Here is a 20,235-nt window from a genome sequence, read left to right as displayed (position 1 = left end):
GCATGAATCTGACGTTGCGGATCTGGCGGCAGAAGGGTCCCGGGATCCCGGGCGAGCTCAAGACCTACAAGGTGGAGGGCATCCTGCCGGACATGTCCTTCCTCGAGATGCTCGACACGCTGAACGAACAGCTCATCGGCCTGGGCGAAGACCCGGTGGCCTTCGACCATGACTGCCGCGAGGGCATCTGCGGCATGTGCAGCCTCGTCATCGACGGCCGCCCGCACGGAAAGGACCCGCTGGCCACCAGCTGCGACAACCGGATGCGCCGCTACAAGGATGGGGACACGATCACCGTCGAGCCTTTTCGCGCGCGCGGCTTTCCGACCGTGAAGGACCTCGTCGCGGACCGCTCGGCCTTCGACCGCATCCTCCAGGCGGGGGGCTTCGTCTCGGTGAACACCGGGTCGGCGCCGGAAGCCAATGCCGCGCCCGTGCCCCGGCATAAGGCGGAGCTGGCGATGGACGCGGCCTCCTGCGTCGGCTGCGGGGCCTGCGTCGCCGCCTGTCCCAACGCCTCGGCGATGCTCTTCGTGGCCGCGAAGATCTCCCAGCTCGCCCTGCTCCCCCAGGGCGGTCCCGAGCGCGAGCGCCGCGCGCTGGCGATGATGCGCCGGCACGACAAGGAGGGCTTCGGGAACTGCACCAACGAAGGCGAGTGCGAGGCCACCTGCCCCAAGGGCGTCAAGCTCTCGAACATCGCCCGCCTCAACCGCGAGTTCCTGCGCGCTTCTCTGCGGACCCCTGTCGAATGACGTTCGTTGACCTCTCGGTGCCCGGCGCCGCCTGGGAAGGATAATACCGCGTGCGCTTCGACCTCTCCGGGCCCCAGGCGTTCAGCGCGGGGGTCCTCCTGCAGCTCCTGCTCATGCTGCAGGGCGCACGGGACCGCTGGAACAAGCTCGCCTTCCTCGCCGCGGTCACCGCGGGGGTCGCGCTGGGAGCGTACTTCAGCGGGGTCGCCGATCCCGCCGCCGCGGTCGGCTACTTCTCGTTCTTCGTCCCCGTGCTCCTCGTCACCACCTACAAGGAGGACCTCCTCGACCTCGTCGACGAGGAGACCCTCCTCGTCAACACCCTCGCGTTGTGGTACGCCTTCCGGGGGACGCTGTTCTCGGGAACGCCCGGGAGCTACGCCCTGCTGGCGCTCTGCGCCCCGGCCACGGCGGCGGTCCTTTCCCTCGTCGTCGTCCGCGTCCCGCTGCCGGACGCCGCGAAGTTCCTCGGCTACCTCTGGCATCTGCTGACGGTCGTCCTCTTCGGCGCCTATCAGCTCAAGACGGGCTGGCTCGACGCCCGGCAGGAGCCGGGGAGCGCCGAGTTCTTCTTCATCGGGATGGCCTATACCTACGTCTTCGTGCACGCGGTCTGCCTCGGCCTGCTGGCCCCCTGGCCTTCGAGGGGCCAGAGTTTCCGCGCGCGCCTGCGGGAGGTGGGGGAGAACGCCCGCCTCATGGTCGGGAGGTATTCCGATGAGCCGGTGGGCCGGTTCCAGCTCCTGTCCGCGGTCGGGCTCCAGGCCCTGCTCTTCGGGCTCAACGCCCGCGGGCGCTGGGTGCCCGACGGGCTTCTGGTGAACGTCATGGTCCTGGGCTTCTTCCAGGTGCAGGCCTATCGTTCGAATGCTAGGATGGCGGCAGGATACCCTTCGGATCGGGAGCGCCGCCGCGCGATGCGGAAGGGCGGCGCGAGGTAGGAGCTCCGGAGACCGCGAACGAAACGCGGATCCGGCCGTAAAGATAAGCGCAGGGGCGGACGCCCCTCAGGAGGCCGTTCATGAAGTTCATCTCCGCATTCGTCCTCTCCGTGCTCCTCATCCCGGCGTTCGCCGCCGCTCAGAACGACGACAGCGGCAAGAAGGACCAGGGAGCGACGCCCGCGACCCCGGCGACACCGGCCGACCCGAAGGCGGGCGCTCCGGCGACCCCGGCGACTCCCGCGACCCCGGCCGTCGGCCAGGGGAAGGTCCGCCACGGCCAACGCATGGAACGTCAGGGCGAGCGCCGCGAGCAGCGCGGCGAGCGCCTGGAGAAGCAGGGCGAGCGTCGTGAGAACCGCGGCGAAGCCCTGGAGAAGCGCGGCGAGCGCCGCGAGGACCGCGGCGAGGCCCTGGAGCAGAAGGGCGAGCAGATCGGCGGAGCCAGAGGAGAGGCCCTGGAGAAGCGCGGCGAGCGGATGCAGAAGCAGGGCGACCGCCTGCAGGACCGCGGCGAGCGCATGCAGACGCAGGGGGAGCGGCGCCAGGGACGCGGCGAGCGCATGGAGCGCCAGGGCGAGCACCGCCAGGAGCGGGGCGAGCGCAAGGCGCGCGGGAAGGGACACGGCGGCCGCAAGTAGTTTCGACGCCCAGCGGACCGGCGGCGGGCCTGCGGGACGCGGGCCCGCCGCCTCTTTTGTATCATAGGGACCTATGGCCAAGATCGCCCAGGATGCGACGAAACTCGTCGGGAACACCCCGCTGGTCTTCCTGACGAAGACGGCACGCGAGGAGGGGGCGAAGGCTTCCCTCGTCGCGAAGCTCGAGTCTTTCAACCCCGGCTGGTCGGTCAAGGACCGCATCGGCCTCGCGATGATCGAAGCGGCGGAGCGTGAGGGGCGCCTGAAGCCCGGGGCCGTGCTCGTGGAGCCCACCAGCGGCAACACGGGGGTCGCGCTGGCCTGGGTCTGCGCCCAGCGGGGCTACCGCGCGGTCCTGACGATGCCCGAGACCATGAGCATCGAGCGCCGCAAGCTCCTCAAGGCCTTCGGCGCCGAGCTCGTGCTCACCCCGGGACCGGAAGGGATGTCCGGCGCGATCCGCAAGGCCGAGGAGCTGCTCCGCCAGAACCCCGGCTGGGTCATGCTCCAGCAGTTCGAGAACCCGGCCAACCCCGAAGTCCACGAGCGCACCACGGCCGAAGAGATCTGGCGCGACACCGACGGCGAAGTCGACGTCTTCGTCGCCGGCGTGGGGACGGGGGGGACGCTCACCGGCGTGGGCCGCGCCCTCAAGAAGCGCAAGCCCTCCGTGCGGATCGTCGCCGTCGAGCCCGCCGCCTCCCCCGTGCTTTCCGGCGGGAAGGCCGCCCCGCACAAGATCCAGGGCATCGGCGCCGGCTTCGTCCCGAAGATCCTCGACCGGACGGTCCTCGACGAGGTCGTGAAGGTCGAGAACGACGAGGCGGGCCGAGCGGCGCGCGCTCTCGCCCATCGCGAAGGACTCCTGGCCGGCATCTCTTCGGGCGCGGCCCTCCATGCCGCGCTCCAGGTGGCGCGCCGCGACGAGAACGCCGGCCGGCTCGTCGTCGTCCTCCTGCCCGACACGGGGGAGCGCTACCTCAGTACCTGGTTATGGGAGGACGCATGAAGACCCGCGCGACGAAGTCCCCGGAGGCCCGCGGCGCCCTGGGCGAGGCCCTGCGCACCGCCGCCGACGCTCTGAGCTGGAAGGTCGACGAGAACGTGAGCCCCCTGCGCCGGCCGCGCACCGGCGAGCCGCTGCCGTCGAACGCCCGCGTGCTGGAGGCCGTGGAGCTCCTGCGCTCGGCCCTCTTCCCCGGCTACTTCGCCGACGAGGAGAGCTCCCCGGACGGGATGGCCTTCCACGTCGGGGCCGAGCTGGACCACGCCCAGCGCATCCTCGTCGAGCAGATCCGCCGCGCCTTCTGCTTCTTCTGCGAGGGCCGCGACGACTGCACCGCCTGCGCCGCGCGCTCCGAAGAGCTCGTCGCCGCCTTCCTTCGCCGCCTCCCCGAGGTGCGGGCCCTCCTCGTCAGCGACGTGCAGGCCGCCTACGAGGGCGACCCGGCCGCGGTCTCCCCGGCCGAGACGGTCTTCTGCTACCCCGGGGTGCTGGCCATCACCTATCAACGCGTCGCTCACGAGCTCTACGCGCTCAAGGTCCCGCTCATCCCGCGCATGATCACCGAGCACGCGCACTCCGTCACGGGCATCGACATCCATCCGGGCGCCCGCATCGGCGGCCGCTTCTTCATCGACCACGGCACCGGGGTCGTCATCGGCGAGACCGCGGTCATCGGCCGCGACGTGCGCATCTACCAGGGCGTGACCCTGGGCGCCAAGAGCTTCCCGCTCGACGCGCAGGGGCGCCCGGTCAAGGGCGTCAAGCGCCACCCCGACGTCGAAGACGGCGTCATCATCTACGCCGGGGCGACCATCCTCGGGACCGTCACCATCGGGAAGGGCTCGACGGTGGGCGGCAACGTCTGGCTGACCGAGTCCTGCCCTCCGGGTTCGCAGATCCTGCAGAGCGGGGGACGGACCGTCGCGAGGGGGAAGGGATGAGCGTCGAGATCGACGTGCTGTACGAAGGGGACCTCCGCTGCCTGGCGTCCCACGGCCCCTCGAAGGCCGTGTTCTCGACCGACGCGCCGACCGACAACGGCGGGAAGGGCGCCGCCTTCTCGCCGACCGACCTCGTCGCGGCCTCGCTGGCGTCCTGCATGCTCACGATCATGGGGCTCGCCGCGCAGCGCGCCGAGCTCGACATCTCCGGCGCGAGGGTCCGCGCCGTGAAGACGATGACGGCGCAGCCGCCGCGGCGCATCGCGGAGCTCGCGCTGGTCGTCTCCCTGCCCCGGCCGCTCGAGCCCGCGCAGCGCGCCCGGCTCGAGGCCGCGGCGGCGACCTGTCCGGTGAAGCTCAGCCTGCATCCCGAAGTGAAGGTGACGGTGAAGTACGAGTATCCGTCGTGAACCCCGCTCCCGGGACGGTCCGCCTTCCGCTCGAGCTCCTCGAGCGCTTCATGGCCGACGTCTTCCGCGGGCTCGGAGTGCCCGACGCCGACGCGAAGGTCTGCGCCGCCGTCCTCGTCGAGTCCGATCGCCGCGGAATCGACTCCCACGGCATCGCGCGGATGAAGACCATCTACTACGACCGCATCCGCGAGGGCATCCAGGCCCCCGTCACCCGCTTCGAACTCGTCCGCGAGGGCCCGACGACCGCGGTCGTCGACGGCCACGACGGGATGGGGCACGTCGTCGCCAGGCGCTCCATGGAGCTCTGCATCGCGAAGGCCCGCAAATACGGCACCGCGATGGTCGCCGTGCGCAACTCGACGCACTACGGCATCGCCGGCTACTACGCGATGATGGCGGCCGAGCAGGGGCTCATCGGCGCGACCGGCACCAACGCCCGGCCCTCCGTGGCCCCGACCTTCGGCGTCGAGAACATGCTCGGGACCAATCCCCTGACCTTCGCGCTCCCCACCGACGAGCCCTTCCCCTTCGTGCTCGACTGCGCGACCTCGCTGACCCAGCGCGGCAAGGTCGAGATCTACGCGCGCATCGACAAGCCCATGCCCGAGGGCTGGGTCATCGGCGATGACGGGAAGCCCCGGACGGACGCGCGGGCGACCCTTGGAGAGCTGGTGAAGGGGACGGCGGCGCTCACTCCGTTGGGCGGCATCGGCGAGGAGACCGCGGGCTACAAGGGCTACGGCTACGGCGCGGTCGTCGAGATCCTTTCGGCGGCGCTCCAGGGCGGCGCCTTCCTCAAGATGCTGCTCGGCTTCGAGAACGGGAAGAAGGTGCCCTATCGCCTCGGGCATTTCTTCATGGCCTTCGACGTCTCCGCCTTCTGCGAGCTCTCGGAGTTCAAGAAGACCGCCGGCGACATCCTCCGAGGGCTGCGGGCCTCGCGCAAGGCGCCGGGCCAGGATCGCATCTATACGGCCGGAGAGAAGGAGCACCTGTCTTCGCTCGAGCGCGAGCGTCTGGGCGTGCCGCTCACTCGCGAAACGCAGAAGGAGATGCTCGCGATGCGCGACGAGCTCGGCCTCAAGGGCTGGAGCTTCCCCTTCGAGGCGGCGCCTTGAGGCCCTGGACGGCCGAGACCCTCGCCGCCGCGGCGCGCGGCTTCCAGGCCGCCGGGTTCCGCTCCGTCCGCCTGCTCCACCGCGACGAGGGCATGCACTCCCTCGTCGAGGCCTGCAAGCCGCGCGCATGAGCGCAGCCCGCTTCGAGCGCTTCGCGGCGTCGGCGCTCGGTCTGCTGCTGCTCTTCGCGGCGCTCGCCCGGGGGGCGCACGACCTGTGGGCGGCGGCCGCGGTCCAGGTCGCCGTGCTCGCGCTCGCGCTCGCGGTGCTCCTGCGCCGCTGTTGGCCCGCCGACGCTCCCGGGCTCCGGACGGCCCTGCTCCTTCCCTCCGCCTGCGCGGCCGCCGCGTTCACCGCCTCCTTCCGCGGCTCCGTGAACCCGGGCGAGTCCTGGATGTCCTGGACGGCCGGACTCAGCGCCCTCCTCGTCCTCCTCTGCGCCGGAGAGACGATGGCCTCCGACGACGCTCCCGACGCCCTGCTGCGGATCGTCGCCCCGCTCTTCCTGATCGAACTCGCGCTGCTCCTCGGCCAGCGCTGCCGTGCGGATTCGTTCATCCTCGACGAGGCGCCCGGAACGATGGTGAACTCCAACGTCCTCGCGGCGTTCGTCCTGCCCTGGATCCCGCCGCTCGCGGCCCGGGCCGCCCGCGCGTGGGAAGAACGAGGCGCGCGGGTCTTCTGGACCTTCATCGCCGCCGCCGCCGTCCTCGACCTCCTCCTCACCAGCAGCACCTGGGCGATGGTGATCCTGGCGCTCGGGCTGCCTTTCCTCTCCGGTCCGCGGCGCCTGAAGGGACTTCTCTCGAGCCGGAAGAGGCGTGCCGCCGGCGGAGCCCTCTGCGTCCTGGTCGTCGGCCTGCTGGTCTGGAAGTTCGCCTTCCGCCAGGGCTGGGCCGGGGACCCGGCCGCTCCCGTCGAACGCCTGAGTTGGTGGGCGAGCGCCTGGCGCATGTTCCTCGAGCGTCCCTGGACCGGCGTCGGGCTGGGGAACTTCGGGAGCGCGTACCTGGCCTACAAGGCTCCGGGGGCGCAGAACACGCTCTTCGCGCACAGCGCTCCGTTCGGCCTGCTCGCCGAGGCGGGGCTTGCGGGAGCGGTCGGCGTCCTGTTCCTGCTCGGCGCCTGGGGGCGCCTCGTGCTGCGGGTCCCCGAAGCGCTCGAGCGGCGCTGGCCCTGGGCGCTGGGAGCCGTCCTTCTCCTCTCCTTCTCCCTCGCCGATCTGAGCGTCGAGTACTTCGCGGTCCTTCTCCTCCTCGCGGTCTTCCTCGGCGCCGCCGTCTCCTCCGCCCCGAGCGCTCGCCTGCGTCCGCGCCGCGCCGCGACGGCGGTCCTCGCCGCCGCCGCGCTCTCCGCGGTCCCTGCGCTGCTCGCTCCGCTGCTGGCCAGCCGCATCGCGGTCGCGGCCGAGGCCCGGCTGACGGAGGGCGACGTCGAGGGCGCTCTGCGCGGCTTCGCCTCCGCGGTCGCGGCCGATCCCCGCGCGTTCGAGAGTCGCCAAGGCTGGGCGCGAGCCCTGCACGCACGTTTCCTCTCCTCGCGCGACCCCCGGGACATCGAGGAGGCCGTGCGGCGCCAGCGCGAGGCCGTCGAACGCAACCGCCTCTGCGGCCGGTGCTGGGCCGAGTTCGGCGCCTACCTGCAGTCCGCCGGCCGCCGGGAGGAGGCGCTCGCCGCCTGGCAGCGCGCCGTCGCGCTGAACGCCCCGGGCGCGGAACCGCGTGCGCGGGTCGTCCTCCTCTCTCACCGTCCTCCGGGGTATTGACCGGGTCCCCGGAGGGCCCGCGAAGCCTTCGAAAGCGCGCTGGCTTCCAAACGTCCCCGGCGAATGTTATTCTACGCCGCATAGCCCATAGATTTGGAGGAGTCATGCCCATCAAGATCGACGGAAAGTCCCTCAAGATCGAAGACGTCGTCCGCGTCGCCCGTCACGGAGAGAAGATCGAGCTCGCGTCCGAGGCCGTCGAGCGCATCAAGAAGTGCCGCGGGATGCTCGAGAAGAAGATCGTCGCCCGCGAGATCATGTACGGCGTCAACACCGGCATCGGCGAGTTCTCCGAGGTCGTGCTCACCGACGAGCAGGTCGGCCAGTTCCAGAAGTACCTGATCTACAACCACGCCGCCGGCATCGGCGAGCCCTGCCCCGTCGAGCACGTGCGCGCCGCCCTCCTCAGCCGCATCAGCGTCCACTCCCGCGGGCACTCCGGCTGCCGGCTCGAGATCACGCAGACCTACGTCGACATGCTCAACAAAGGCGTCACCCCGGTGGTCTGCGAGAAGGGCAGCGTCGGCGCCTGCGGCGACCTCTCGCCGATGAGCCAGGCCGCCCTCACGCTCATGGGCGAGGGCGAGTGCTTCTATCAGGGGCAGCGCATGCCCTCGAAGGACGCGCTCGCGAAGGCCGGCATCCCCGTCCCCGGCCTCAAGGCCCGCGACGGCCTGGCGGCGATCAACGGTTCCAACCTCATCACCGGCATCGGCTGCATCGAGCTCTTCGACACGGAGCGCTGGGTCAAGCAGGCCGAGATCACCGCCGCGATGAGCCTCGAGGCGCTGCTCGCGAACATGAAGCCCTACGACCGCCGGCTCCACGAGCTGCGCGGCTTCCAGGGGGCGGTGACGACCGCGGAGAACATCCGCGCGGTCTGCGCCGGCTCCGACCTCGTCACCGGCAAGCTCAAGGTGAAGGTGCAGGACGCCTACTCGATGCGCTCGACGCCGCAGGTCATCGGCGCCTTCCGCGACCACCTGGCCTACGCGCGCAAGCAGTTCGAGATCGAGCTCAACGGCGTGGCCGACAACCCCATCTTCCTGCCCGACAGCGACACCGTGCTCACCGGCGCGAACTTCCAGGGCACGCCGATCAGCATGCCGCTCGACATGGTGGGCGCGGGCATCACGATGGTGAGCGTCCTCTCCGAGCGGCGCCTCAACCGCCTCCTCAATCCCGCGCTCAGCGTGGGCCTGCCCGCGTTCCTGACGAAGGGCGCCGGGATGTTCTCGGGGCACATGCTCAGCCAGTACACGGCCGACATGCTCGTCGTCGAGCAGCGCATCCTCAGCACGCCCTCCTGCATCCAGTCCATCCCCGCCGCGGCCGATCAGGAGGACTTCGTCAGCATGGGGATGAACGCCGCGCTCAAGACCAAGCAGATCCTCAAGAACGCCTTCGGGGTGCTCGGCATCGAGATGATCGCCGCCGCGCAGGGCCTCGACTTCCGGGAGTTCACGCCCGGGAAGGGCACGAAGGCGGCGCAGGCCGCCATCCGCAGGGTCGTCGCGCACCTCGACGTGGACCGGCCGCTCTTCACCGACCACAACAACATGATGGCCGCGGTCGAGCGCTGCGAGATCCTCGAGGCGGTCGAGGGCGAGATCGGTCCGCTCAAGAGCTCCTGGTAAGGGGGGGAACACGATGGATAAGCACGTCATCTTCGGCGTCCACGTCACCGAAAGGACGAGGAACGCCGGCCGGATCCAGTCCGTGCTCACGAAACACGGCTGCCAGATCAGGACGCGGCTCGGCCTGCACGACGCCGACGAGAGCCGCTGTTCTCCCAACGGACTCATCCTCCTCGAGGTCGTCGGGAAGCCCGCGCAGGTCTCCGGCCTCGAAAAGGGGCTGAAGTCCATCCGCGGCCTCGAAGTGAAGCGCATGACGTTCGGCCGCTGAGGCCATGCCCGCCGCCTCGCCGGTCGAGGCCGAACTCGACGTCCTCATCCGGGCCCGCTATCCGCTCATCTACCTGCTCAGCTGGGAGGAGCGCCGCGTCGAGGCGCTGCTCGCGCGGCTGGCGTCGGCGCACGGCAAGCGCCTCTTCCTCTGGACCTCGACGCGCGGGATCCATGGTGCGGGCGGGGCCGTCGACAGCGCGCTCAGCGACCCCCTGGCCGCCCTCGACTTCATCGCGCGCTGCGCGGAGCCCGCGCTCTTCGTCCTCAAGGACTTCCATCCCTGCCTGCAGTCGGCGCCGGTCGTGCGGCGCCTGCGCGACCTGATCGCCGACCTCAAAGACAGCCGCAAGAACGTCGTCCTGCTCTCCCCGACCCTGACGGTCCCTGTGGAGCTGGAAAAGGACCTCACGGTCGTGGACGTCCCTCTTCCCGGCGCCGACGAGATCCGCGCGCTCCTGAGAGGCGCGGTACTCTCGGCCGAGGGCGGAAAGCGCTTCAAGGTCGAGCTCAGCGAGGCTGAGAGCGAGTTCCTCGTTCAGGCCGCGCTCGGGCTGACCCTCTCCGAGGCGGAGAACGCCTTCGCCAAGGCCATCGTCCGCGACGGCAAGCTCAGCGGGGAGGACGTCGGCGCGGTGCTCGAGGAGATCAAGCAGATCGTCCGGAAGTCGCGGGTCCTCGAATACTACGAGGCGCAGCCGCGGCTCGACGAAGTCGGAGGGCTCGGGGAGATCAAGGACTGGCTGGCCCGCCGCGGCCCGGCGTTCGGCGCGAAGGCGCGGGCCTTCGGCCTTCCCCAGCCGCGCGGGCTGCTCCTGCTCGGCGTCCAGGGCTGCGGGAAGTCGCTGGTCTGCAAGACGATCTCCGGCCTCTGGAAGATGCCGCTGCTCCGCCTCGACATGGGCTCCCTCTTCGGGACCTACATCGGCCAATCCGAGGAGAACATGCGCCGCGCCGTGCGGACCGCCGAGGCCGTGGCGCCCTGCGTGCTCTGGATCGACGAGGTCGAGAAGGGGCTCGCCGGCACCGGCTCCTCGAACCTCTCCGACGCGGGGACGACCGCGCGCGTCTTCTCCACCTTCCTGACCTGGCTCCAGGAGAAGGAGAAGCCCGTCTTCGTCGCGATGACGGCCAACGACGTCCGCCAGCTGCCGCCCGAGCTGCTGCGCAAGGGACGCCTCGACGAGATCTTCTTCGTGGACCTCCCCGAGGCGGCGGAGCGGCGGGAGATCCTCTCCATCCACCTTCGCCGCCGCCGCCGCGACCCGGCGCGCTTCGACCTCTCGAAGCTCGCGGCCGCCTCCGAAGGCTTCTCCGGCGCCGAGCTCGAACAGGCCGTCGTGGACGCCCTGCACGAGGCGTTCTTCGCCGGGCGCGAGCTGGAGGGCCGCGACCTCGAGGGCGCGCTGGCCCGTTCGGTCCCGCTCTCGAGGACGATGAGCGAGGACGTGGCCGAGCTCCGGCGCTGGGCGTCGACGCGGGCCCGGCCGGCCGCCTTGCGGGGGACGGCGGCGGCCGCCGCGTGAACGCCGCCTCGGAAGGCGGCCGCTTCGACCGGCTCGAGCCGTCCACTCCTCCCGCGCGGCCCCCGGCGGCGCTCCCGCAGGCCCCGCGCTTCGGCCAGCTCGAGATCGGGGAGCAGGGGCCTCCCCCCGAGGTCCCGGCCGGAGACGTCCGGATCCTCTGCGCCCACTGCGGGCGTCCCAATGAGCGGCAGAGCGAACTCTGCTGGGCCTGCGGAAAGCCGGTGACCCCGCTCCCGGGCGCCGCCGCGGCTCCCGACAAGCCGGCGCCCGGCCAGCCCGTCCAGCTCGTCCTCGACGGACAGACCTACCGCTCCGACGATCCGGGGATCCCGGCCGATATCCGCGTGCTCATCGAGCGCGTGCGCAAGGAGGGCTACACCCCCGAGCTCCTCGGACGCTGGCGGGAGTGGCGTGCGACGCGCAACAGCCCGAAGCCGGCGGAGCTCCCCGCCGCCGCCCCGGGACCGGTCCTGCGCGTGGACGGCCGCCTCTACCGCCCCGGCGACCGCGAAGTCCCGCCGGAGCTCAAGGCCGTCTTCGATTACATCCAGATCCACGGGGTGACCCCCGAGCTTCTCGAGACCCTGCGCGCGAGCGGCGGTCGCGTGAAGCTCCGCCCGCGCGACAGCGCGGTTCCCAGCGACGGCGACCTCGCCTTCTGGGGGGAGGCCTCCCGTCTGGAAGAGGGGGGCGCGAGCGCGAACCCTTCGGCCTCGGCCGTCCTCATCCTCTTCGTCCTCCTCGCCGGCGTCTTCGCCGTCGCCGCCCTCGTCCTGCGCTGAGAGGAAGCTGGGCCCAGGGCCCCCTTTCCGGGGGGGTCTTTCGCCCATGTCCCCGAACGCGCGCCCGCGTTAATATATCCAGGATGAGGTCCGCCGTCTCGGCGCTCCTGCTGGCGCTCCTGCTCTCCGTTCCCGCGCGCGCGGAGAAGGAGGGACCGGCGTTCACCTACATGGGGTTCCCGTCCTTCTCCGTCCCGTCGCTCGATGCCGGCAAGGAGGGGGAACCCCAGCTCCTCGTCGAAGCCTCTCCCGCGGCCGACGACTTCAGCGCGGTCATCTTCCATGGCCGCCTTCAGAAGACCGCCGCGGTCGTCATCGAGGGCGCGGTCCGCTGCGGGGGGGACTGGGGCGAGTGGACGCGTGCGGAGGTCGAGGTCTTCCGGCGCGGCCGCTTCTGGGGGCGCGTCGAGGTCGCGGGGGAGAAGGGCTGCATCCTCGGACTGCGCGTGCTCCGTCCTCAGGGACCGGGCGCGTCCATACTCTTCTTCGAGGTCGAGGGCGTGCCGCTCGATCAGGCGGCCTACGACATCTCCCGGCCGCGCAAGGTCTCCTATCTTGCCGGGGAGCCGGCACTCCCCACGGTCGCGATCGTGGCCCGCCGCGAGTGGGGCGCGCGTCCCGCGGCCGCGCCCTACGAGCCGATGTATCCCGAGCTCATCACCGTCCACCACACCGAGGGGGAGCTCCTCACCGATCCGGACGACGCGCTCGACGAGATGGCGGTCATCCAGCGCTACCATCAGCGCGGGCGGGGCTGGAACGACATCGGCTATCACTACCTCATCGACGGGGCCGGTCGCGTCTATCGGGGGCGTCCGGCGAACGTGGTCGGCGCCCACGTGGGCGTCAACAACGAGGGGAACATCGGGGTCTCCCTGATGGGGAACTTCATGGGGAAGCGGAAGCCGACCGAGGCCCAGCTGGCTGCGCTCGCCGTGCTCCTGCGCGGGCTCACGCACGCCTACGGCATCGAGCCCGAGCGCATCCTCGGCCACCGCGACCAGATGAAGACCTCCTGCCCGGGCACGAACCTCTACTCCCGCCTCCCCGACCTGCGCAAGGCGGCCGCCGAGCCGGTGCCGCCGCCGCAGAAGGGGCCGACGCTCACGACCTCCCTGCGCCTGCCGGTCCTGGAGATCTCCTTCGACGGCTCCGGGGGGGGCTGGTGACCGGCTCCCTTCTCTGCCTGCTCCTCGCGGTCCCGCTCAAGGCCGGGGAGTTCACGGCCTCGCTGGGAGAGGAGCTGGGAGCATCCCTGCCCTTCCGTGCGACGACCGTCGTCTATAAGGCGAAGAAGACCGTCCGGACGAAGAAGCCTCCCCCTCCCGCGCCGCGGGAGCCGGAGCCGGCGCTGCGCGTGGGGGATCCCGACTCCTGGCGGCGGCTCGTGGAGAAGGCGGAGACGAAGCCGCACCGGCGCTTCACCATCGAGAACGACGGGGGACGCTACGAGGTCTGGGAGCTCTCGACGAGCACTCCCGTCGCCGGGCAGGTCTGCAGGGGCGGGAGCGTGAGGAACACCTTCTTCGTGACGAAGCCGCTCGACGGCGCCGACATCGCCGTCTATCCGACGCGCCTGGCGGCGCACTGCCGGGTCCCGACGCAGACCCGCGACGCGGTCGTCGTCGACGCCGACCGCGACGGCGTCGTCCTCCTCTCCATCCTCCAGGGTGGGAACTTCGGCATCCCCGAGCGGCGCGTCCGCAAGGGTCCGCCGACGCCGGACCGCAGGGCCCTCGAGGCGTTCCTCGCGAAGCTCGTCGAACTCTTCTTGTCCCTGGACTGACGGCGCGTCAGCGGCTCGGGGCGGGCGGCTGCGCCGGCGCTCCGCGCAGGAGCTCGAGGATGCGGCGGGTCCCGCCCTCGGCTTCCTTCCCGTCGGTGTAGGCATCCACGATCCCGTCCACGGCTCCGCGCAGGTCCTTCGCATAGCCGCGCAGGGACATGACGTGCCCGATCGTCGGCGCGCCCGTGAGCAGGAAGCTCGTGAGGCCGACGCCGAGGGTGAGGATGTCGGTGAACGCCGCCTGCAGGACCTCGCGCAGGGCGTCGAAGTTCGCGTAGATGCGGAAGAGGTCGAGCATGGTCTTCAGGAAGCCGTCGACGCCCTCCCGGTAGCTCTCCACCGCCGCGTTCCGGCCCGCCTCGTCGGCGGGAAGCCGCGCGAGATGCTCGGCCGCGATGCGCGTCGTGTCGGCTCCCTGGGTCGCGGCCCGTTCCTGCAGCGCGGCCGAGCGCCGTCCGTAGCGCCAGGAGAGCCAGCCGAGCAGCGGCAGGGCGACGAGGGCGATGGCGGCGATCAGGGGGCTCGAGGCGACGAGGAAGCCGGTCGCCAGGGCGAACTGGATGACGAGGTGCGGGAACTGGATGGGGATGGTGACGTTCTTCGTCGTGATGCGGCCGACGTCGACGGAGAGGCGCGAGGCGAGCTGGGCGGCGTCCTCTCCCGGGTCCTTCATCCGGAGCAGGATCTCGAAGAGCCGGAGGCGGAAGTCCCGGCGCAGGCGCTCGCGCAGGCCGCTCGCGACCACCGCGTAGAAGCGCTGATTCACGGCCTTGACGACCGTGACCGCCGCGAGGGCTCCCAGCCAGAGCATCACCGACGGGAGGGCGCCGGCGAGCGCCGCGTCCACGAGGGCCCCGACGGAATACGCCATGGCCGTGCTCAGGCCGGCCTTGGCGATGAGCATGAGTCGCGCCGCGTTCATCTGCCGCCGGTAGGGCTCGAGCAGCGGGGCGACCTCCGCCTGTCCCAACGCCATCTCGCGGACGACCGCGGCGACGCCTTTGAACCCCCGCGGGCCGCGCGCGGGCTCCGGTCGGGCCAGACCGGAAGGCGGGAGGCCCACCGAAGAGAGGTCCTTTCCCCCATCCTCGGAGCCTTCGACGGCGTCCGGGTCCGGGGCCTCGACGCCGCGGCGCGCGCCGTCGAAGAGGAGGCGCAGGGAGGCCGAGGGCGCGTTTCGCGCGTCCTTCACGGTCGCGCTCAGCGTCCCGAGAGCCGCGTCGGTCTTTTCCGGCTCCATCGCGGGAGCGGGGAGGGCCGTCGGAGCGGAGGCGGCCGCGGCGGCCTGTGCCGACGCTCCGGGAAGCATGCGGACGGCGGGAGCGGCGGCGGTGAGGAAGGCCGCCGGCTTCGCCGTGTCCGTCGTCAGGCCGCGGTCCGAGCGCGGCCGGAGGGAGGGAAGGGCGGGGAGGATCGTCGGCCCGATGAGGAGGCCCGGCGCGGAGAAGGAGGCGGCGCTCGAAGGAAGACGGACTCCGGAGGGCGCGAAAGCGGGAGCGGTCGTTCCCTGCGGGACCGCGCGGACGACGGTCTGGGCGAACGCCGACCAGGGGCCGGACCCCGGGGCTCCGAGGGTCAGGAGGGCGGTGAGGACGAGCGCCACGCCCGGGCGTCTCATGCGAGGATATTGTAGCGGCGCGGCGCTCAGGAGGGGCGGGTCGAACGGGCCCGCGGACGACGGCAATGGCCCCAGACGCTTCTAGGACCGGGAGGAGGGGATGTCTTGCGCGGCGTCGCGGTCGGCGAGGACGCTCAGCCGCCGGGAAGGGCGCAGGAGCGCTGCCGGGAGGGTCCGCGGCTCCGCGCTCACGTCGAGCAGGGCGCGCAGGGGGCCGGCTTTCCCTTCCCCGGAGACGAGCAGGACGGCGTGGCGGGCCGCGTCGAGGAGCGGGAAGGTCATCGTCAGCCGGGCATAGGGCGGCTTGGGTCCCCGCACGGCGAGGACCCAGCGCGTCTTCTCCTCCAGAGCGGGCGAATCCGGGAAGAGCGAAGCCGTGTGGCCGTCCTCCCCGAGACCGAGGAGGGCGAGGTCGAAGGAGGGCGAGGCGCCGGCGAAATGGCGGCGCAGCTCGTCTTCATGCCGGCGCGCGTCGTCGTCGGGCGACCCCCCGACCGGCATCGCGTGGACCTGCTCCTTCGGGACCGGGACGCGGTCGAGCAGGAGGTCGCGGACGAGGCGGACGTTGCTCTCGGGGTGCGTCGGCGGGACGTGCCGCTCGTCGCTGAAGAAGACGTGCGTGCGTTCCCACGGCAGCCCCACCCCCGCGGGGCCGGCGAGGAGGAAGAAGAGGGCCTTGGGAGTGCGTCCGCCGCAGAGCACGAGCCGGAAGACCCCGCGCGCGGCCGCGGCGAGGGCCTCCTCGACGACCAGGGCGGCGGCGGCCCGCGCGAGCGCGGCGGCATCGTCGAAGACCCGGACCTCGGGACGGGGGTGCATGCGGGGATTGTATGAAAACAGGGCCGTCGTTTTTTCTAGAGTGATGGCGATGGGGCTCCTCCTGCTCGCCGGCATCCAGCTTTTCGGCCTTCTGCTCTACGCGGGCAGCCTGGGCGGGCCGCCGCTCTGGGACGACGTGGCTTACGTCGTCCGCCAGCCCTTCCTCATGGAGTGCTCGAACCTTCCGGCCGTCTTCGCTCCCGCCCACTTCACCCACGTGCTGCCGGTGAGCAATGCGGCCCGACCGCTCTGGCTCGCTTCGACCCTCGCGGCCCGCTGCGCCTTCGGCCCTTCCTTCACGGGGCTGCGCCTCGTCGCGCTCCTCTGGCATCTCGCCGCGGCCTCCCTGGTCGCGGGCGCGGCGTGGGAGCTCCTGCGCCGGCGTCGCGCGGCCTTCCTCGCGGGGCTTCTCTTCGTCGCCCATCCCGTCCTCGGCGAGGCGGTGCGCTTCGTCAGCTTCTCGGCCGAGTGCATGGCGCTCTCCTTCGTCCTCCTCGGCTTCCTGCTCTACCGCGGAGCGCAGCGCGCGCGCGGCTGGAAGAGCGCGGCACTCGCGGCGGCGACGGGCGCGGCCTACCTCTGCGCGATGCTCTCCAAGGAGAGCGGCGTGGTCCTGCCCCTGCTCCTGCTCCTCTCCGACGCGCTCGTCCCCGTGGAGGGCGGCTGGACGCGGCGCGGGCGCGCGGCGGCCTGCGCCGCCCTGCTCCTCCTCTTCGGCGGCTACCTCCTCTTCCGCGCGCCCCGCGCCGGCTACGCCTTCGGCGGGCGCGGCGACCTGCTCAGCGAGCTCGCGCGCGGCGCCGCTCCGCTCGCGCCGGCCGCGGAGGGCTACGCCGTGCCCCCGCCCGTCGAGACGGACCCGATGCCCTGGCAGGAGGTCTACGCGCGTCCGTCGGTGCGCCTCTACACGATGTCGAAGGTCGGCGCGGACTACCTGCGCCTGCTGCTCTGGCCCGTGCGCCTCCAGGCGGACTACGCGCCGACCCCGGTCCGGTCCTGGACGGGGGCGCTCCCCGCCTGGAGCCTCGGCCTTCTGTGGCTGGGCGTCGCCTGGTCCCTGCGGCGCCGCCGTCCGGCGCTCGCGCTGGGCCTGTTCTGGGTCCCGGCCGCGCTCCTGCCGGTGAGCGGGCTCGTGGAACTGCGGAACCTGGAGGCCGAGCGCTATCTCTACGGCGCCGCGGCCGGCTTCTGCCTCGCACTCGCCGCGGCCCTCGAGGCCGCCGCCGAACGGGCTGGAGGCCGACGGGCGGAGGCGGCCGCGCTCTGCGCGGGGCTGCTGCTCGCCGGTCTCTACGGGACGAGGACCGTGCTCCGAGGCCGCGTCTACCGCGGCGAGGAGGAGTTCTTCGCGGCGATCGTCGCCGCCGACCCGGGGGCGGCGCGCGCCCGCTTCAACCTGGCGTCCTTCTATGCGCGCCGCGGCCGCCTGGGGGAGGCGGAGACTCAGCTGCGCGAGGGCCTGCGCCGGTGGCCGGAGAACAGCGCGGCGAACCGGCAGCTCGCGCGCGTGCTCGAGGAACGGGGTTCGACTTACTGAAGGGCGGCCAGCAGGCGTGCGGCCGCGGCGGGATCCTTCCCCGGCGAGAAGCGCAGGAGCTCCGCGTGCGAGAGCGCACGAAGGGCGGCGCGCAGGCGGGAGAGCGCGGACGACGGCAGGACCCGCGCGGCCTCCAGGCTCGGCCGGAGCACGTATTCCGACATCTGAGCGATGCCGTGCCCGACGACGAGGGAGAGCGCGAGGGCGGCGGCCGCCTCGGCCCAGGAAGCCTTCTCGATGGACAGCGTCCCTCCGACCGGTCGGCCGACCAGCAGCCAGCGCAGCGGGACTCCGGAGCGGACGCGCCCGCGGAAGAACTCCACGTCGACGACGCGCTTGAGCCCGTGGGCCCGGCGCCGGAACGGCCGGACGAGCGCCTCGGGCACCCCGCGCAGGTCCGCGCGCTCGCCGAAGCCCCAGCGCAGCGGGAAGGCGGTCAGGATCCCCCGGCGGTCGAGCAGCGGCGTGTCCTCGGAGACGACGTTCAGGCTGGTCCCGCGCAGGAGCTCGAGGGCGAGCGTGCTCTTGCCCCCGCCGCTCGGCAGGAGCAGCAGCCCGCCGTCCCCGTCCCTCTCGAAGCCCAGGGCATGGACGCGGTGCAGCCCGCGCCGGTCGAGCTCTTCGCCCGCGCGAGAGAGAACGGCGAGGTAGGCGAGCTCGCGCAGGAGCTCCGGGTCCTCGCACCAGAGGGTCCCGGAGCGCGCGCGGTAGTCCCAGCGGACGACGGCGCCCTCAGGGTAGCGGATCTCGCGCAGGGGGCCCGCGTCGCGGACGGCCCAGCGGCGCGCGCGCAGCGTCGGGAGGGCGCCCGCGAGCGGCGGCGGGGGGAGGGCCCGCCTCAGCATGAAGCGCAGCGGCGCGGAGACGTCCCCGCCGTCCGCGAACCAGGCGAAGTCGCGGCGCAGCTCCTCGAGCGCCGCCGGATCGCCCTCGAGGAGGACCCCGACGCCGTGGAGGCTCAGGCGGCAGCCCATCTCCGGGCTCAGTGCTTGAGGGCCTTGTAGTGGATGCGGCGGGGCCGGACGGCGTCCTCGCCGAGGCGTTTCTTGCGGTCTTCCTCGTACGACGAGTAGTTCCCCTCGAACCAGCGCGCCGTACTCTCGCCCTCGAAGGCGAGGATGTGCGTCGCCAGGCGGTCGAGGAACCAGCGGTCGTGGGTGATGATGACGCAGCAGCCGGCGAAGTGCGTCACCGCCTCCTCGAGCGCGCGGATGGTGTGCACGTCGAGGTCGTTGGTGGGCTCGTCGAGGAGGAGGACGTTGCCGCACTCCTTGAGCATGCGCGCCATGTGCAGGCGGTTGCGCTCGCCTCCGGAGAGGCCGCTCACCGGCTTCTGCTGGTCCTGCCCCGAGAAGCCGAAGCGCGAGACGTAGTGGCGTGAGTTGACCTGCACCTTGCCCAGCTGAACGAGGTCGAGGCCGTCGGTGACGGCTTCCCAGACGTTCTTCGAAGGGTCGAGGTTCGAGCGGTCCTGGTCCACGTAGCCGAGCTTCACGGAGGGGCCGACGGTCAGGGTCCCCGCGTCCGGCTTCTCCCGGCCGGTGAGGAGCCGGAAGAGGGTGGTCTTGCCGGCGCCGTTGGGGCCGATGACGCCGACGATGCCGTTGGGCGGCAGGCGGAAGCTGAGGTCCTCGAACAGGAGCTTGTCCCCGTAGGACTTGCTCAGGCCCTTGGCTTCGATGACGACGTCGCCCAGGCGCGGGCCCGGCGGGATGTAGATCTCGAGCTCGTCGGCGCGCTTTTCCGGGGCCTCCTCGAGCATCTGCTCGTAGGCGGAGAGGCGGGCCTTGCTCTTGGCTTGGCGGCCCTTCGCGCCCATGCGGACCCACTCGAGCTCCTTCTCGAGGGTCTTCTGGTAGCGGCTCTCCGACTTCGATTCCTGGGCGAGGCGGTTCTTCTTCTGCTCGAGCCAGGACGCGTAGTTCCCCTTCCACGGGATGCCCTCTCCGCGGTCGAGCTCGAGGATCCAGCCGGCGACGTTGTCGAGGAAGTAGCGGTCGTGGGTGACGGCGATGATGGTGCCCTTGTAGCGGCGCAGGTGCTCCTCGAGCCACTCGACCGACTCGGCGTCGAGGTGGTTGGTGGGCTCGTCGAGGAGGAGCACGTCGGGCTCCTGGAGGAGGAGGCGGCAGAGGGCCACGCGGCGCTTCTCGCCGCCGGAGATGACCCCGCACTTCGCGTCGGGCGGCGGGCAGCGCAGCGCGTCCATGGCGAGTTCGAGCTTATGGTCGAGCTCCCAGGCGCCGACGGCCTCGATCTTCTCCTGGAGCGCGCCCTGGCGGTTGAGGAGCTTCTCCATCTCCTCGGGCGACATCGGAGAGGAGAGCTTGTCGCTGACGGCGTTGAACTCGTCGAGGAGCGCTTTCGTCTCGGCGACGCCCTCCTCGACGGCTTCCTTGACCGTCTTCGCGGGGTCGAGCTTCGGCTCCTGCTCGAGCAGGCCGACGGTGTAGCCCTTGGAGAAGGTGACCTGTCCGGAGCAGTCCTTGTCGATGCCGGCGATGATGCGCAAGAGCGAGCTCTTGCCGCTGCCGTTGTCTCCGAGGACGCCGATCTTCGCGCCGTAATAGAAGGAGAGATGGATGTCCTTGAGGACCTGCTTCTTCGGGGGATAGAGGCGGCTGACTCCGACCATGGAGAAGATGATCTGCTTGGTGTCGACGGTGGTTGCCATGTCGGA

The 20,235-nt window shown here is 71.6% G+C and carries 20 protein-coding genes; 16 read left to right on the top strand and 4 right to left on the bottom strand.

The window, feature by feature from the left end:
* Positions 1-2 precede the first annotated feature (2 nt).
* From WC969_02500 to WC969_02430, 15 genes are all read left to right on the top strand, one after another.
* Positions 3-755 (top strand): succinate dehydrogenase/fumarate reductase iron-sulfur subunit, encoded by a 753-nt coding sequence (locus WC969_02500; protein ID MFA6028706.1) that lies wholly within the window; start codon positions 3-5, stop codon positions 753-755.
* Between the two features lie 50 nt (positions 756-805).
* On the top strand, positions 806-1,696 hold the full coding sequence (locus tag WC969_02495) for a hypothetical protein (GenBank protein ID MFA6028705.1): 891 nt from the start codon (positions 806-808) through the stop codon (positions 1,694-1,696).
* Positions 1,697-1,776: 80 nt separating this feature from the next.
* Positions 1,777-2,337: a hypothetical protein gene (locus WC969_02490; GenBank protein ID MFA6028704.1), complete on the top strand. Its 561-nt coding sequence runs from the start codon at positions 1,777-1,779 to the stop codon at positions 2,335-2,337.
* Between the two features lie 73 nt (positions 2,338-2,410).
* Positions 2,411-3,346, top strand: a complete 936-nt coding sequence (cysK, locus tag WC969_02485) for a cysteine synthase A (GenBank protein MFA6028703.1) — start codon at positions 2,411-2,413, stop codon at positions 3,344-3,346.
* A complete protein-coding gene (epsC, locus tag WC969_02480; GenBank protein ID MFA6028702.1) occupies positions 3,343-4,284 on the top strand; it encodes a serine O-acetyltransferase EpsC in 942 nt (313 codons plus the stop codon). Before cysK ends, epsC begins: the two co-directional genes overlap by 4 nt.
* The gene (locus WC969_02475; protein MFA6028701.1) at positions 4,281-4,694 is read left to right on the top strand and encodes an OsmC family protein; all 414 of its coding nucleotides are present in this window, start codon (positions 4,281-4,283) and stop codon (positions 4,692-4,694) included. The genes epsC and WC969_02475 overlap by 4 nt, the downstream gene beginning before the upstream one ends.
* Positions 4,691-5,815 (top strand): Ldh family oxidoreductase, encoded by a 1,125-nt coding sequence (locus WC969_02470; protein MFA6028700.1) that lies wholly within the window; start codon positions 4,691-4,693, stop codon positions 5,813-5,815. Before WC969_02475 ends, WC969_02470 begins: the two co-directional genes overlap by 4 nt.
* Positions 5,812-5,946 (top strand): hypothetical protein, encoded by a 135-nt coding sequence (locus WC969_02465; GenBank protein ID MFA6028699.1) that lies wholly within the window; start codon positions 5,812-5,814, stop codon positions 5,944-5,946. The genes WC969_02470 and WC969_02465 overlap by 4 nt, the downstream gene beginning before the upstream one ends.
* Entirely contained in the window at positions 5,943-7,580 is a 1,638-nt protein-coding gene (locus tag WC969_02460) for an O-antigen ligase family protein (protein MFA6028698.1), read from the top strand. Before WC969_02465 ends, WC969_02460 begins: the two co-directional genes overlap by 4 nt.
* Positions 7,581-7,684: 104 nt before the next feature.
* On the top strand, positions 7,685-9,217 hold the full coding sequence (locus tag WC969_02455; GenBank protein MFA6028697.1) for an aromatic amino acid ammonia-lyase: 1,533 nt from the start codon (positions 7,685-7,687) through the stop codon (positions 9,215-9,217).
* A gap of 13 nt (positions 9,218-9,230) precedes the next feature.
* The gene (locus tag WC969_02450) at positions 9,231-9,488 is read left to right on the top strand and encodes a hypothetical protein (protein ID MFA6028696.1); all 258 of its coding nucleotides are present in this window, start codon (positions 9,231-9,233) and stop codon (positions 9,486-9,488) included.
* 4 nt (positions 9,489-9,492) lie between these two features.
* A complete protein-coding gene (locus tag WC969_02445; protein ID MFA6028695.1) occupies positions 9,493-11,013 on the top strand; it encodes an AAA family ATPase in 1,521 nt (506 codons plus the stop codon).
* Positions 11,010-11,795 carry a zinc ribbon domain-containing protein gene (locus WC969_02440; GenBank protein MFA6028694.1) on the top strand — a complete coding sequence of 262 codons (786 nt, stop codon included), beginning with the start codon at positions 11,010-11,012 and terminating at the stop codon, positions 11,793-11,795. The genes WC969_02445 and WC969_02440 overlap by 4 nt, the downstream gene beginning before the upstream one ends.
* Positions 11,796-11,878: 83 nt before the next feature.
* Positions 11,879-12,964: a peptidoglycan recognition family protein gene (locus WC969_02435; GenBank protein ID MFA6028693.1), complete on the top strand. Its 1,086-nt coding sequence runs from the start codon at positions 11,879-11,881 to the stop codon at positions 12,962-12,964.
* Positions 12,961-13,581 (top strand): hypothetical protein, encoded by a 621-nt coding sequence (locus WC969_02430; protein ID MFA6028692.1) that lies wholly within the window; start codon positions 12,961-12,963, stop codon positions 13,579-13,581. The genes WC969_02435 and WC969_02430 overlap by 4 nt, the downstream gene beginning before the upstream one ends.
* Before the next feature lie 7 nt (positions 13,582-13,588).
* Here the strand turns inward: WC969_02430 and WC969_02425 are convergent, their stop codons facing one another.
* Positions 13,589-15,199, bottom strand: coding sequence for an ABC transporter transmembrane domain-containing protein (locus WC969_02425; GenBank protein ID MFA6028691.1), 1,611 nt, complete (start codon positions 15,197-15,199; stop codon positions 13,589-13,591).
* Positions 15,200-15,280: 81 nt separating this feature from the next.
* Positions 15,281-16,018 carry a 6-phosphogluconolactonase gene (gene pgl, locus WC969_02420; GenBank protein ID MFA6028690.1) on the bottom strand — a complete coding sequence of 246 codons (738 nt, stop codon included), beginning with the start codon at positions 16,016-16,018 and terminating at the stop codon, positions 15,281-15,283.
* A gap of 49 nt (positions 16,019-16,067) precedes the next feature.
* Here pgl and WC969_02415 point away from each other — a divergent pair, with 49 nt between their 5' ends.
* A complete protein-coding gene (locus WC969_02415; GenBank protein MFA6028689.1) occupies positions 16,068-17,555 on the top strand; it encodes a hypothetical protein in 1,488 nt (495 codons plus the stop codon).
* Here the strand turns inward: WC969_02415 and WC969_02410 are convergent.
* Together WC969_02410 and ettA are read right to left on the bottom strand one after the other, a co-directional pair.
* On the bottom strand, positions 17,549-18,529 hold the full coding sequence (locus WC969_02410) for a hypothetical protein (GenBank protein MFA6028688.1): 981 nt from the start codon (positions 18,527-18,529) through the stop codon (positions 17,549-17,551). The two genes, WC969_02415 and WC969_02410, sit on opposite strands and share 7 nt — an antisense overlap.
* A gap of 8 nt (positions 18,530-18,537) precedes the next feature.
* A complete protein-coding gene (gene ettA, locus WC969_02405; protein MFA6028687.1) occupies positions 18,538-20,229 on the bottom strand; it encodes an energy-dependent translational throttle protein EttA in 1,692 nt (563 codons plus the stop codon).
* Positions 20,230-20,235: the final 6 nt, after the last annotated feature.

This window comes from Elusimicrobiota bacterium (assembly GCA_041660925.1).
Classification (GTDB): domain Bacteria; phylum Elusimicrobiota; class Elusimicrobia; order UBA1565; family UBA1565; genus JBAZUV01.
The sequence above is the reverse complement of the archived record's forward strand: the minus strand, read 5'-3'. Positions and strand labels throughout refer to the sequence as shown.